At 73.0% G+C, this 13719-nt stretch carries 15 protein-coding genes and 1 pseudogene; 15 read left to right on the top strand and 1 reads right to left on the bottom strand.

Features of this window, described 5'->3' with window-relative positions:
- Window positions 1-23: 23 nt before the first annotated feature.
- From SHK17_RS13925 to SHK17_RS13900, 6 genes and pseudogenes are all read left to right on the top strand, one after another.
- Window positions 24-653 (top strand): annotated as a pseudogene (locus tag SHK17_RS13925) (ribonuclease HII); the annotation flags it as partial.
- Between the two features lie 134 nt (window positions 654-787).
- Window positions 788-1096 carry a DUF2469 domain-containing protein gene (locus SHK17_RS13920; protein ID WP_056906529.1) on the top strand — a complete coding sequence of 103 codons (309 nt, stop codon included), beginning with the start codon at window positions 788-790 and terminating at the stop codon, window positions 1094-1096.
- A gap of 129 nt (window positions 1097-1225) precedes the next feature.
- The gene (locus SHK17_RS13915) at window positions 1226-1627 is read left to right on the top strand and encodes a YraN family protein (RefSeq protein ID WP_172264642.1); all 402 of its coding nucleotides are present in this window, start codon (window positions 1226-1228) and stop codon (window positions 1625-1627) included.
- Window positions 1627-3231, top strand: coding sequence for a YifB family Mg chelatase-like AAA ATPase (locus tag SHK17_RS13910; RefSeq protein WP_322919614.1), 1605 nt, complete (start codon window positions 1627-1629; stop codon window positions 3229-3231). Before SHK17_RS13915 ends, SHK17_RS13910 begins: the two co-directional genes overlap by 1 nt.
- Window positions 3228-4373, top strand: coding sequence for a DNA-processing protein DprA (gene dprA / locus SHK17_RS13905; protein ID WP_322919612.1), 1146 nt, complete (start codon window positions 3228-3230; stop codon window positions 4371-4373). The genes SHK17_RS13910 and dprA overlap by 4 nt, the downstream gene beginning before the upstream one ends.
- 70 nt (window positions 4374-4443) lie before the next feature.
- Window positions 4444-5343, top strand: a complete 900-nt coding sequence (locus SHK17_RS13900) for a tyrosine recombinase XerC (RefSeq protein WP_322425674.1) — start codon at window positions 4444-4446, stop codon at window positions 5341-5343.
- Window positions 5344-5357: 14 nt separating this feature from the next.
- Here the strand turns inward: SHK17_RS13900 and SHK17_RS13895 are convergent, their stop codons facing one another.
- The gene (locus SHK17_RS13895; protein WP_322919611.1) at window positions 5358-5951 is read right to left on the bottom strand and encodes a M23 family metallopeptidase; all 594 of its coding nucleotides are present in this window, start codon (window positions 5949-5951) and stop codon (window positions 5358-5360) included.
- Window positions 5952-6378: 427 nt separating this feature from the next.
- On the opposite strand from SHK17_RS13895, the gene rpsB reads away from it, so the two are divergent.
- The 9 genes from rpsB (at window position 6379) to rlmN (ending at window position 13621) form a co-directional block, all read left to right on the top strand.
- A complete protein-coding gene (gene rpsB, locus SHK17_RS13890; protein ID WP_322919610.1) occupies window positions 6379-7446 on the top strand; it encodes a 30S ribosomal protein S2 in 1068 nt (355 codons plus the stop codon).
- Window positions 7447-7522: 76 nt separating this feature from the next.
- On the top strand, window positions 7523-8335 hold the full coding sequence (gene tsf, locus SHK17_RS13885; protein WP_322919609.1) for a translation elongation factor Ts: 813 nt from the start codon (window positions 7523-7525) through the stop codon (window positions 8333-8335).
- A gap of 133 nt (window positions 8336-8468) precedes the next feature.
- On the top strand, window positions 8469-9197 hold the full coding sequence (pyrH, locus tag SHK17_RS13880; protein WP_172264622.1) for a UMP kinase: 729 nt from the start codon (window positions 8469-8471) through the stop codon (window positions 9195-9197).
- 40 nt (window positions 9198-9237) lie between these two features.
- A complete protein-coding gene (gene frr, locus SHK17_RS13875) occupies window positions 9238-9792 on the top strand; it encodes a ribosome recycling factor (protein ID WP_322425673.1) in 555 nt (184 codons plus the stop codon).
- Between the two features lie 10 nt (window positions 9793-9802).
- Window positions 9803-10702 (top strand): phosphatidate cytidylyltransferase, encoded by a 900-nt coding sequence (locus SHK17_RS13870; RefSeq protein WP_322919608.1) that lies wholly within the window; start codon window positions 9803-9805, stop codon window positions 10700-10702.
- On the top strand, window positions 10702-11496 hold the full coding sequence (locus tag SHK17_RS13865; protein WP_322919607.1) for an SDR family oxidoreductase: 795 nt from the start codon (window positions 10702-10704) through the stop codon (window positions 11494-11496). Before SHK17_RS13870 ends, SHK17_RS13865 begins: the two co-directional genes overlap by 1 nt.
- Window positions 11493-12005: a histidine phosphatase family protein gene (locus tag SHK17_RS13860; protein WP_322425547.1), complete on the top strand. Its 513-nt coding sequence runs from the start codon at window positions 11493-11495 to the stop codon at window positions 12003-12005. Before SHK17_RS13865 ends, SHK17_RS13860 begins: the two co-directional genes overlap by 4 nt.
- An 85-nt stretch (window positions 12006-12090) precedes the next feature.
- On the top strand, window positions 12091-12438 hold the full coding sequence (locus tag SHK17_RS13855) for a hypothetical protein (protein ID WP_216651952.1): 348 nt from the start codon (window positions 12091-12093) through the stop codon (window positions 12436-12438).
- 46 nt (window positions 12439-12484) lie between these two features.
- Complete coding sequence (gene rlmN, locus SHK17_RS13850) at window positions 12485-13621, top strand: 23S rRNA (adenine(2503)-C(2))-methyltransferase RlmN (RefSeq protein WP_322919606.1); 1137 nt, start codon at window positions 12485-12487, stop codon at window positions 13619-13621.
- Window positions 13622-13719 lie beyond the last annotated feature (98 nt).

Raw genomic sequence — 13719 nt, 5'->3', positions numbered from 1 at the left:
CGCCCCAGCCCCTGCCGGGCGGCATGACCGTACGTCGTGACGCCGGGATCTACGGCTACGAGCGCGCCCTGCGGCGGGCCGGGCTCGACCCGATCGCCGGGGTCGACGAGGCCGGCCGCGGAGCCTGCGCCGGCCCGCTCGTCGCCGGGGCCGTCGTGCTGCCGGCCGGCAAGGCCGGCGTCGTCCCGGGGCTCGCCGACAGCAAGCTGCTGACCGAGGCCGCCCGCGAGCGCGTCTACGCCCAGGTCGTGCGCCGCGCTCTCGCGTGGTCGGTCGTGGTGATCGACGCCGAGGAGTGCGACCGCCTCGGGATGCACGTGGCCAACGTCGAGGCGCTGCGCCGTGCCGTCGCCCGCCTCGAGGCTCGGCCGTCCTACGTCCTCACCGACGGCTTCCCGGTCGACGGGCTGGGGGTGCCCGGCCTCGCGGTGTGGAAGGGCGACCGGGTCGCGGCCTGCATCGCCGCGGCCTCCGTCATCGCCAAGGTGACCCGCGACCGGCTGATGGTCCAGATGCACGACTCGTGGCCGCACTACGACTTCCGCACCCACAAGGGCTACTGCACCGCGGAGCACGACGCGGCCCTCGCCGCCCACGGGCCGTGCCCCCAGCACCGGATGCGCTTCGTCAACGTGCGCCGCGCCGCCGGCCTCGAGCCGCTGCCGGAGACGTCGCCGCCCGAGCCGTCGTCGTCCGAGGCGTCCCCGCCCGAGGTGCTGGAGCGGGCCACTAGTGTCGGTCGGGAGCAGCCGGGCAGCACGGGGCCGGACCCGACGGAGGAGGACGCATGAGCGCCGAGGACCTCGAGAAGTACGAGACCGAGATGGAGCTCACCCTCTATCGCGAGTACCGCGACGTCGTGGGCATCTTCAAGTACGTCGTGGAGACCGACCGCCGCTTCTACCTCTGCAACCAGGTCGACGTGAAGGCACGCTCCGAGAGCGGCGACGTGTTCTTCGAGGTCTCGATGAGCGACGCGTGGGTGTGGGACATGTACCGACCCGCGCGCTTCGCCAAGAACGTGAAGGTCCTGACGTTCAAGGACGTCAACGTGGAGGAGCTGGCTCCGCAGGAGATCGACCCGCCCAAGGACTGAGCCACCGGGCGTCCACAGCCGTCCTCGTCCGCCACTTCTCCACAGCCGCCGCCGCGCACCCGCCCGCCCTGTCGGCGGGCCGCGGTGTGCTGGTGCCTCCCCGATCTGCCCGACCGGAAGGCACCCACGATGGCCCGACCTGCCGCCACCTCACCCTTCGTCCCCGACCCGGCCGCCCAGCGCAAGCGTCTGCTCGGCGAGCGCGGCGAGACGATCGCAGCGCGCCACCTGACCGGTCGCGGGATGGTGCTGCTCGACCGCAACTGGAGGTGCGAGGCCGGCGAGATCGACCTCGTGCTGCGCGACGGGCAGGTCCTGGTGATCTGCGAGGTGAAGACCCGCACCTCCACCGACTACGGCGCACCGCTGGAGGCGGTCGACCGGCGCAAGGTCGACCGGCTGCGCCGCCTCGCCGCGAGGTGGCTGCGCGTCCACGACTGCCACCCCGAGGACGTCCGGATCGACATGGTGGGTGTCCTGGCGCCGCCGGGTCGGCCGGTCGAGGTCGAGCACGTCGAGGCGATCGGCTGATGGCCTTCGCGACGGCCCGCTCCTTGGCCCTGAAGGGCGCGGACGGGCACGTGATCGACGTCCAGGTCGACGTGTCCCCGGGCGTGGTCGGGACGACGCTGGTCGGCCGGGTCGACAAGAGCCTGTCCGAGGCGCGTGACCGGGTGCGGATGGCCATCAACAACGACTGCGGCCGCTGGCCGGCCACCAAGCGCGTCACGGTCCTGCTGTCGCCGGCCGACCTGCCCAAGGGCGGCACCCACTACGACCTCGCGATCGCCGTGGCGGTGATGGCGGCCGACAAGAAGCACGACGAGCTCGCTCCCGAGCACCTCGAGGGCTGGGCGTTCGTCGGGGAGCTGTCCGTGTCGGGCGGACTGCGCCCGGTGCCGGGGGTGCTGCCGATGGTGATCGCCGCCGCGGCGCACGGGATCACGCGGGTCTTCGTGCCGGAGCCGCAGGCGGCCGAGGCCGGTCTCGTCCCCGGGATGACGGTGTTCGGCGTGCGCTCGCTGTCCCAGGTCGTCGCCGTGCTGTGCGACGTCGAGGTCCCGGAGGCGCCACCCGTCGTGGCGCCGTCCGCCAGCCCGCTCACCTCGTGGCGTGGTGCCGACCGGCTCGACGACGTCGACCTGGGCGACCTCGACGGCCTCGACGACGTCCGCTACGCCGTGGAGGTCGCGGCGGCCGGCGCCCACCCGCTGATGCTCGTCGGACCGCGCGGGACGGGCAAGACGTCGATCGCCGAGCGGATCCCCACGATCCTCCCCGACCTGACGATCGAGCAGTCGCTCGAGGTGACGGCCCTGCACTCGGTGGCCGGGACGCTCCCCGAGGGCGCGGGCCTGCTCCGGAGACCGCCGTGGTTCGCGCCCCACCACAGCGCGAGCGCCGCGAGCGTGCTCGGCGGTGGCACCGGTCGCGTCCGACCGGGCCAGGTCAGCCTGGCCCACCACGGCGTGCTGTTCCTCGACGAGTTCCCGCACTTCCGCTCCGACGTCATCGAGGCGATGCGCCAGCCGCTGGAGTCCGGGGAGGTGACGATCGCCCGGGGCGAGGAGTCGGCCACCTATCCCGCCCGCTCGCTCGTCGTGCTGGCGGCCAATCCCTGCCCGTGCGGCAACTTCCACGGCCTGACCGGGGGAGGCTGTGAGTGCTCGGAGGTGCAGCGCGCCCACTACCAGCGCAAGCTGTCTGGCCCCATCGTCGACCGGGTCGACATCTGGATGCAGGTCCGCCCCCACGGCCCGAGGAGCGGGCGGAGCTTCGCCCCGCCCCCGGAGTCGTCGGCCGACGTCCGGGCCCGCGTCGAGAGCGCTCGGCTGCGCCAGCACCGTCGCTACCGCGACTGCCCGTGGCTGCTCAACTCGGCCGTCCCGGGGCCCGCCCTGGCCGAGCGGTGGCCCCTCCACCCCGCGGCCCAGCGCCTCGTCGAGGCGGAGCTCGCCGCGGGGCGGCTGACCCGACGGGGCCTCACCCGGGTCCAGCGGCTGGCGTGGACGGTCGCCGACTGCGCCGACGTCGACCGTCCGGGTGAGGCCGAGGCCCGGGTCGCCCTCGTCCTGCGGTCGCCCGACCCGTCGCGCGTCCTGCCCGCCGAGGTCGTGCGGACGGTGGCGTCATGAGCGTCCGGGCGATCCGCCCGGCCGGCGGCCCCACGGAGGCCGACCGGCTCGCCCGGGTGGTGCTGAGCCGTGCCGTCGAGCCCGGCGACCGCACCACCTCCTCGCTCGTGCGGCAGCTCGGCCCCCAGGGCGCGCTGCGCACGCAGCTCGAGCCCAAGCCGGGCAGCGGCCTGCCGGACCGGCTCCTGCAGGTCGACCCCGTCCGCGAGCTGGATCAGGCCCAACGGTGCGGCATCCGCTTCGTGGTGCCCGGTGATCCCGAGTGGCCCCCCGGCCTCGACGACCTCGACCACGTCGAGGACGTCCAGGCGCTCGGGGGCACCCCGCCGGGGATCTGGGTGAAGGGCCCGATGCCGCTGACGGAGCTGGCCACGTCGGTGGCCGTGGTCGGGTCCCGGTCCTGCTCGGTCTACGGCGACGAGGTGGCCCGCTGGATCTCGGGCACCGTCGCCGCAGCCGGGACGCCGGTGGTCTCGGGGGGAGCCAAGGGCATCGACTTCGCGGCGCACGACGCGGCGCTCCTGGCCGGCGGTGCCACGGTGGCCGTCCTCGCGTGCGGCGTCGACCGGACCTATCCCGTGCAGCACCGCCGACTCCTGGCCCACCTCGCCGCCGAGTTCGCGGTGGTCTCCGAGCAGCCGCCGGGGTCCGCCCCCACGCGGATCCGGTTCCTGGCGCGCAACCGGCTCATCGCCGCGCTGACCAGCGGGACGGTCCTCGTCGAGGCCGCCCTGCGCAGCGGCGCCCTCAACACCGCCAGCTGGGCCGAGCAGCTCAGCCGACCCGTCATGTGCGTGCCCGGCCCCGTCACCAGCTACACGTCGGAGGGCGTGCACGAGTGGTTTCGGCGCGGCGGCGCCTCCCTGGTCACCCGCGGCGCGGAGGTCCTCGAGATCGTCGGTGCCGCGGGTCAGCACCTCCCGGAGGTCCGTCGCGGCGAGGAGCGGCCACGCGACAGCCTGAGCCGCACCGACCAGCTGGTGCTCGAGGCCGTTCCGGTGAGCGCCCCGGCCGACGTGGAGTCGATCGCCGGGATGTGCGCGCTCCACGTCCGCGAGGCGGCCAACGCGCTGGGTCGCCTCGAGCGGGGCGGCTTCGTCCGGGAGGTCCCCGGCGGGTGGCGACTCGCGGGTGCCGGGTGAGAGGCGTCCCGACGCCTACGATCGTGGCGTGGCCGACGAGGAGGCAGGTGCGCCGGGGCTGCCCGAACCCATGATGCGCGTGCTCGCCGACTACGAGCGCCACCTGGTCTCCGAGCGCGACCTCGCCCCGCACACCGTCCGTGCCTACCTCGGTGACGTCTCCGGCCTGCTCGACCACTGCCTGCGGCTCGGCCACGACGACGTCACGGACCTCGACCTCCGCACGCTGCGGAGCTGGCTGGCCCGCCTCCAGTCCACCGGCCGCAGCCGGACGACCATCGCGCGCCGGGCCACGGCGGCCCGCGTCTTCACCGCGTGGCTGCACCGGACCGGGCGCCTGCCCACCGACCCGGGGGCTGCGCTCGGATCGCCGAAGAAGCACAAGACGCTTCCCCCGGTCCTCCGGGCCGACGAGGCCGAGGCCTTCATCCGCTCGGCCGCCGAGCTGGCCGACGACGGCACCCCGGTCGGGGTCCGCGACGTGGCGATGCTCGAGCTGCTCTACGCCACCGGCATCCGGGTGGGCGAGCTGGTCGGGCTCGACGTCGACGACGTGGACGACGAGCGACGGGTGGTCCGGGTCCTCGGCAAGGGCCGCAAGGAGCGTTCGGTGCCCTACGGCACCCCGGCGGGCCGCGCGCTGGACCGGTGGCTGCGCTCCGGACGCGCCGCGCTGCGCGTCGAGGGGTCCGGGCCGGCGCTGTTCCTGGGCGTACGCGGGCGACGCATCGACCAGCGGGCCGTCCGGGACCTCGTGCACCGACGCATCGCGGACGTCCCCGGCGCCCCCGACATCGGCCCGCACGGCCTGCGGCACTCCGCCGCCACCCACCTGCTCGAGGGGGGCGCGGACCTGCGCTCGGTGCAGGAGCTGCTCGGCCACGCCTCGCTGGCCACGACGCAGCTCTACACGCACGTCACCACCGACCGGCTGCGTCGGGCCTACCAGCAGGCGCACCCCCGGGCCTAGGCAGACCGGCGTCGTCAGACGGCGCGGTCGACCGGGCGCCGCCAGCGCTGGAGCGGGGGAGTCCACGGCAACCGCGTCGTGGCCGGCGCGTCGCGCCAGAGGGGGAGCAGCCGCACCGGGCCGCCGCCGACGAGGGACAGCGGGTCGAGGTAGGTCTCGCCCTCGATCAGCCCCCAGTGCAGGCAGGCCGCGGGGAAGCAGTGGCTGTCGGTGACCACCAGCCTGCCCAGCACCGAACCGGCAGCCACCTCGTCGCCCCGTTCGACCGTGGCCACGACCGGCTCGTAGGTCGTACGCCGCCCTCCGTGCAGCACCGTGACGACCGGCTTGCCGCCGATGGAGCCGGCGAAGCCGACGGTGCCGGGCAGGGCGGCCCGCACCGCCTGGCCGGGGGCACCGGCCAGGTCGACGCCGCGGTGCCCGGAGGCGTACGGGTGCGGCGGGGGCTCGAGACCGCGGACCACGTCGGGCTCGGGGTCGAGGGGCCACACCCCGTCGACCTCGGGCTTCGCCGACGGGGTGGGCCAGGCGTAGGTGGCGGGAGAGAGCGGCACGGAGGACGCCGCGAGCAGGAGGGCCGTGAGGACGGCGACGAGGTGGGTGCGCACCCTGCGAGGCTGCCCGGCAGGGGCCCCGAGGGCGACGGCCGACGTGCGCGGCTGTGGAGTGCGACGGTGCCGGGTCGGTTGTGGACGGTTGCCGGTGCGTGCCCAGCGGGAAGACGCCGCTCCGCCGCAGCGTTCCGCCATTTCGCCCGGCGTGAGTCCCTGGCCTACGATGTGCGGAGCAGTCCACCCGGACTGACTTCGCACGCTCGCAGACCGCGTCGGGATGCTCCTCGGTCCCGGACCGCCCGTGGGCGTCGGTCCTCAGTTCCCGCCAGCCCCACCGGTGCGGATCGGACCGGCGTGTGAGCGTCAGGGCACCCGGCACCCGCCGGGGGCAGCAACTGAAACCAACAGGAGTCACGCTCCCGGTCCGGCCTGCGCAAGGTCGGGCACATCGGTCAGCGCCTCCGCCACCACAGGAGAACCCATGGCAGTCGTCACCATGCGCCAGCTGCTCGAGAGCGGCGTCCACTTCGGTCACCAGACCCGTCGCTGGAACCCCAAGATGAAGCGCTTCATCATGACCGAGCGCAACGGCATCTACATCATCGACCTGCAGCAGTCGCTGTCCTACATCGACCGCTCCTTCGCCTTCGTCAAGGAGACCGTCGCGCGCGGCGGTGTCGTGATGTTCGTCGGCACCAAGAAGCAGGCGCAGGAGGCCATCGCCGAGCAGGCCACCCGCGTCGGCATGCCCTACGTCAACCAGCGCTGGCTCGGCGGCATGCTCACCAACTTCCAGACCGTCCACCAGCGGATCAACCGCCTCAAGGAGCTCGACGACGTCGACTTCGAGACGGTCGCCGGCTCGGGTCGCACCAAGAAGGAGCTCCTGCAGATGAAGCGGGAGCACACCAAGCTCGAGAAGACCCTCGGCGGCATCCGCGAGATGACCAAGGTCCCCTCGGCCGTGTGGATCGTCGACACCAACAAGGAGCACCTGGCCGTCGAGGAGGCCCGCAAGCTGCGGATCCCGATCATCGGCATCCTCGACTCCAACTGCGACCCCGACCTCGTCGACTTCCCGATCCCGGGCAACGACGACGCCATCCGCGCGGTCGGCCTGCTGACCCGCGTGGTCGCGGACGCCGTCGCCGAGGGCCTCATGGCCCGTTCGGGCGTCAAGGGCGGCGACGCCGACGAGACCGTCGGTGCCGAGGAGCCCCTCGCCGAGTGGGAGCGCGAGCTCCTCGCCGGTGACGCCGAGAAGGCCGCTGCCGCCGCCACGGGCGACGCCGCCGCCGAGACCCCGGCCTCCGAGTCCACCGGTGCCGCTGCCGAGGCCCCCCAGGCCGACGCCGCCGCCGGCGCCGCTGTCGAGGCCCCGGCCGACGCCGCGACCTCGGACGAGGCGCCGGCTCCCGTCGCCGGCAGCGACGCGTCGGCTGACGAGGTCGCCGCCGACGTCGACGCCGCCGTCGCCGAGGCTGCGTCCGTCGACACCGCCACGGCCGTCACGGACGCCGAGCCGGCGACCGACGAGCCCACCGCCTGAGACGTCCCGACCGCGGCGGCGCGCACGACCTGCGCGCCGCCGCGCCGTACCCAACGAACCTGAAGGAAGAAGGACCATGGCCAACTTCACCGCCGCCGACGTCAAGAAGCTCCGTGAGCAGACCCAGGCCGGGATGATGGACTGCAAGAAGGCGCTGACCGAGGCGGACGGCGACTTCGACAAGGCCGTCGAGCTGCTCCGGGTCAAGGGCGCGGCCAAGGCCGCCGCCCGCGGCGCCGAGCGCGAGACCGCCGCCGGCCTCGTCGCCACCTCCGGCAACGCCCTAGTCGAGCTCAAGAGCGAGACCGACTTCGTCGCCAAGAACGAGGACTTCATCAAGAAGGCGCAGCAGATCGCCGACGTGGCCAACGAGGTCAAGGCCGCCGACACCGCCGCCCTCAAGGCCGCCGAGCTGGACGGCAAGACCGTCGGCGAGGTCGTCGAGGACCTGGCCATCACGATCGGCGAGAAGATCGAGCTGGGCGAGGTCGCCTACTTCGACGGCACCACCGTCACCTACATGCACAAGCGTGCCGCCGACCTCCCGCCGGCCGTCGGCGTGCTGGTCGAGTTCGAGGGTGACGAGGCCGCCGCCCGCGGCGCCGCGATGCAGATCGCCGCGATGAAGGCGCAGTACCTCACCCGCGACGAGGTCCCCGCCGACGTCGTCGAGTCCGAGCGCTCGATCGCCGAGCAGAAGACCCGCGAGGAGGGCAAGCCCGAGCAGGCGATCGCCAAGATCGTCGAGGGTCGCCTCGGTGGCTTCTACAAGGAGATCGTCCTGCTCGAGCAGGAGTCGGTCACCGAGTCCAAGAAGAGCGTCAAGGCCGTCCTCGACGCGGCCGGCACGACCGTGAAGCGGTTCGCCCGCTTCGAGGTCGGCGCCTGAGCCACGCACCACCCGATCACCGACGAGGGGCCGTACGCCAGTGGCGTACGGCCCCTCGTCGCTCGGGTTCGACCCCCGGGCCTGCCGGCCGGTAGGTTTCCGGTGACCCACCCAGCCGTGTGAAGGGATCCCAGTGACGGCCTACAACCGTGTCCTGCTCAAGCTCTCGGGCGAAGTCTTCGGCGGGGGCGAGGTGGGACTGGACCTCGACGTCATCAACGCCACGGCGAGCGAGGTGGCCGAGGTCGCGAAGTCGGGCGTGCAGATCGCCATCGTGGTCGGCGGCGGCAACTTCTTCCGCGGCGCCGAGCTGCAGCAGCGCGGCATGGAGCGAGCCCGCGCCGACTACATGGGCATGCTCGGCACGGTGATGAACTGCCTGGCGCTCCAGGACTTCATCGAGAAGCACGGCGTCGAGACCCGCGTGCAGACCGCCATCACGATGGGCCAGGTCGCCGAGCCCTACATCCCGCGCCGCGCCATCCGGCACATGGAGAAGGGTCGCGTCGTGATCTTCGGCGCCGGGGCCGGCATGCCGTTCTTCTCGACCGACACGGTCGCGGCCCAGCGCGCCCTCGAGACCCGGTGCGAGGTCATCCTCATGGGCAAGCAGGGCGTCGACGGGGTCTACGACTCCGATCCCAAGCAGAACCCCGACGCGGTCAAGTTCGACCATCTCACCTACGACGAGTACCTCGCCCGCGACCTCAAGGTCGCCGACGCGACCGGGATCGCGATGGCGCGCGACAACGCGATGGACATGGTGTTCTTCAACCTCTCCACCCCGGGCACGATCGTGCGGGCGGTGCGGGGTGAGAGGATTGGCACGCTGGTGAGCAGCGCGCCCGAGCCGACCGCCTGACCGCCGCACCGAGACGTACGACGAGAGAGAGCAACCCGTGATCAACGACGTCATGAACGATGCCGACGCCAAGATGGACAAGTCCGTCGAGGCCACCCGCGAGGAGTTCGCCGCGATCCGCGCCGGCCGGGCCAACCCGGCGATGTTCGCCAAGATCACGGCCGACTACTACGGCTCCCCGACCCCGCTGCAGCAGCTGGCGAGCTTCACCTCCCAGGACGCCCGCACCATCTTGATCCAGCCGTTCGACGTCGGCGCGATGGGCGCCATCGAGAAGGCCATCCGCGACTCCGACCTCGGCGTCAACCCGGCCAACGACGGCAAGGTGCTGCGCTGCGTCTTCCCCGAGCTCACCGAGGAGCGCCGCAAGGAGTTCATCAAGCTCGCCAAGGCCAAGGCTGAGGACGGCCGGGTGTCGGTCCGCAACATCCGCCGCACCGCCAAGCAGGCGCTCGAGAAGCTCGAGAAGGACGGCGAGGTCGGCAAGGACGACGTCACCGGGGCCGAGAAGCGCCTCGAGGGCATGACCAAGACCCACACCGACAAGATCGACGAGCTCCTCAAGCACAAGGAAGCCGAGCTGCTCGAGGTCTGAGCGCCCCTCCATGACGACTCCTGACAGTCCACCGGCGCCGGGGACGCCCCAGCCACCGCAGAAGGACCACGGCCGCGCCGGCCGGGACCTGCCTGCCGCCGTCGGCTCGGCGGTGGTGCTGGTCAGCGCGATCCTGCTCTCGCTCTTCTTCTGGAAGACCGCGTTCATGGGGATCGTGGCGGTCGCCGTGGCGGTGGCCGTGTGGGAGCTGCACCGCGGGCTGTCGGCCAAGGACATCGACCTCCCCGAGCAGCCGCTGATGCTGGGCGGCGTCGTGATGGTGGTCGTCGCCTACTTCTGGGGGGCGCCGGCGCTCGTGACGGCCACCGCCGTCACTGCCCTGGTCGTGATGCTGTGGCTGCTGCGGCGTGGCGTCGACGGCTACGTCAAGAACGCCACCGCATCGGTCTTCACGCTCGTCTACGTGCCCTTCCTCGCCTCCTTCGTGGCGCTGCTCCTCGCCGAGGGCGGTCACGACCCGGCGTTCGGCTTCGACGTCGACGACGACGGCGTGCGCGGCGTCATCACGTTCATCGCGATCGTGATCGCCTCCGACACCGGCGGCTACGTCGCCGGCGTGCTGTTCGGCAAGCACCCGATGGCCCGCGTGATCTCGCCCAAGAAGTCCTGGGAGGGGTTCGCCGGGTCGATGGTCGCCACCATCGCGGTCGGCGTCTGGCTGGTGACGTCCTTCCTCGGCGGCGACTGGTGGGTCGGCGTCATCCTCGGTGTCATCACCGCCGTGATGGCCACCCTCGGCGACCTCTGCGAGTCCGTCATCAAGCGCGACCTCGGCATCAAGGACATGAGCCAGGTCATCCCCGGCCACGGCGGCCTCATGGACCGGCTCGACTCGCTGCTCGCGACGGTCGCGCCGATCTGGCTGGTGCTCTACTACCTCGTCTTCTGATGCGGATCCTGGTCACCGGCGGCCGCACCGGCTATCTCGGTCGGCAGGTCGTGGCAGCGGCCGAGGCCACGCACGACGTCGTCGCGGTCGGCTCGGCGGACGCCGACGTCCGCGACGAGGCCGCCGTACGGGCGCTGGTGGAGCGGCACCGCCCCGCGGCGATCGTGCACACCGCCTACGTGCAGGCCGACTGGGAGGTGACCGCGACCGGCGCCGCCCACGTCGCCCGTGCCGCCGCCGGCGTGGGTGCGCGGCTGGTGCTGGTCTCCTCCGACGTGGTCTTCGGCGGGTCCGACCGGCCCTACACCGAGGCCGCGCCGACCGACCCGGTGTCGTCGTACGGCCGGGCGAAGGTCGCCGCCGAGACCGAGGCGCTGGCCGCCTGCCCCGGCGCCGTGGTCGCCCGCACCTCCCTCATCCTCGGCGACGGCGCCTCGAAGCACGAACAGCTCGTGCGCGCGCTGGCCACGGGCGCCGAGGGCGTCCTCTTCGAGGACGAGCGCCGCTGCCCGGTCCACGTCGACGACCTCGCCACCGCCCTCGTCGAGCTCGCCGGCAACGACGTCCGGGGACTGCTCCACGTCGGAGGCGGGGAGCCGACCAGCCGGCTCCAGCTCGGCCGGCTGATCGCCCGCCGCGACGGCCTCGACGCCGGCGCGCTCCGCCCGGGTCGGCGGGCAGACCTCGCCGACCCCGGCCCGATCGACGTACGCCTCGACTCGGCGCTCGCCGCGACCCTCCTCGCCACCCGGCTCCGCGGCGCGTCCGAGTTCCTGGCGCCGAGGCCGCGATGACGCTCCACCTGGTCCGGCACGGGCGGCCGCTCGTCGTCCCCGGTGTGCCCGCGTCCGCGTGGGACCTCGACCCCGCGGCGTACGACGACGTGTGGGCGCTGCGGGCCTCGGGTCGCCTGCCGGGACGCGCCGCCTGGCTGACCTCGCCCGAGCCGAAGGCGGTCCAGACGGCGCAGCTCCTCACCGACGCCGAGGTCGGCGTGCTCCCCGACCTGCGCGAGCACGAGCGGGGAGGGGAGTGGGTCGAGGACTTCGCCGGGGCGGTCCGCCGCGCCTTCGAGCGGCCCGACGAGCCGGCCGTCGACGGCTGGGAGCCGCTCGCCGCCTGCCGGGACCGTGTCGTCCCCGCGGTCCGGCGGCTGCTGGAGGTGCACGGACAGGAGGACGTCGTGCTGGTCGGCCACGGCACCGCCTGGACCGTGGTCGTCGCCGACCTCACCGCTCGCCCGCCCGACCTCGACCGGTGGTCGGGGCTCGGGATGCCCGACGTCATCACCGTCGACCGCTGAGCCGGCGCCGCCCGCCGGTGCCACGAATTGCCTGCCACCGCGTGCCCACCGGCGCCGGACGGACGCGACCACCTACTCTGGGCGCGTGGAGACGCAGCCGGTGCAGGAGGTCGGGACGACGCAGGAGGGGCGCTTCGCGTGGTGGCACTCCAGCCACCCGACGTTCGCCGGGATCACGGGCTTCTTCGCCGGCATGTTGTTCGTCACGGCGCTGCCCGGCGCCTTCGCCGGCATCCTGCGGCTGCTGTTCCCCTACGAGACGGCCGAGCGGCTGTTCCCGTTCGTGCTCGTCTTCCTGGCGCTGCCGATCTTCCTGCTGGTCAAGCGCAAGACCCGCCGCTTCGGGCAGTTCATGTTCGTCGGCATGATCGTCACCGCGATGGTCGTGCTGGGCGTCGCCTCACTGGTGCTCTACTTCATGGTCGACGCCTGATCCGCTGAATCGTCGCCCCGACCGCCGGGGTGGGACACTGGTCCAGATGTCCGAATCCACCCAGCAGCCGATCAAGACCCTGCCGCTCGTCTTCGACGAGCCCCGCGGGCGCCGCAAGCCGCCGCGGCACCTCGCCGACCTCGACGAGGCCGGCCGCAAGGCGCTGCTGGAGGAGATGGGCCTGCCCGGCTTCCGCGCCAAGCAGCTGTCCACCCACTACTTCGGCCGCCTCGTCGACGACCCCGCGGAGATGACCGACCTGCCGTCGGGCCAGCGCGACGAGCTCGTGGCGGCGCTGCTGCCGCACCTGATGACGCCGCTGCGCACCATGGAGGCCGACCGGGGCACCACCCGCAAGACCCTGTGGAAGCTCTTCGACGGCGCGCTCGTGGAGTCGGTGCTGATGCGCTACCCCGACCGCGCGACCATCTGCGTCTCCAGCCAGGCCGGCTGCGGCATGGCCTGCCCGTTCTGCGCGACCGGCATGGGCGGGCTGCAGCGCAACATGTCGACCGCCGAGATCGTCGAGCAGGTCGTGGCCGGCGCGCGCTCCCTCGCCCGCGGTGAGGTCCCCGGCGGACCGGGCCGCGTCTCCAACGTCGTGTTCATGGGCATGGGCGAGCCGCTGGCCAACTACAAGGCCGTCATCGGCGCCGTGCGCCGCCTCACCGACCCCTCGCCCGCCGGCCTCGGCATGAGCGCCCGCGGCGTCACCGTGTCCACCGTCGGCCTGGTGCCGCGGATCAACCAGCTCGCCGACGAGGGCATCCCCGTCACGCTGGCCCTCAGCCTCCACGCGCCCGACGACGAGCTGCGCAACGAGCTGGTGCCGATCAACACCCGCTTCTCGGTCGCCCAGACCGTCGAGGCGGCGTGGAACTACGCCGCCAGGACCAAGCGCCGGGTCTCGATCGAGTACGCCATGATGCGCGGCATCAACGACCAGGCAGAGCGGGCCGACCTGCTGGGCGACGTCCTGAACTCGTACGGCGACTGGGGCTGGGTGCACGTCAACCTGATCCCGCTCAACCCGATCGAGGGCTCGAAGTGGACCGCGTCCGACCCCGCGGACGAGCGCGAGTTCGTCCGCCGGCTCGAGGCCAAGGGCATCCCCACCACCGTCCGCGACACCCGCGGCCGGGAGATCGACGGCGCCTGCGGCCAGCTGGCCGCCAAGGAGTAGCTCCTCCGGGGGCCTGCTCGGCCTCGGCGTGACTGGCCCGGCGGTCCCCGGATATCCGGTGACCGCCGTGCTTCGAGGTAGAGATCTCCACCTCGAAG

The organism is Nocardioides renjunii (genome assembly GCF_034661175.1).
Lineage (GTDB): Bacteria > Actinomycetota > Actinomycetes > Propionibacteriales > Nocardioidaceae > Nocardioides > Nocardioides renjunii.
The sequence above is the reverse complement of the archived record's forward strand: the minus strand, read 5'-3'. Positions and strand labels throughout refer to the sequence as shown.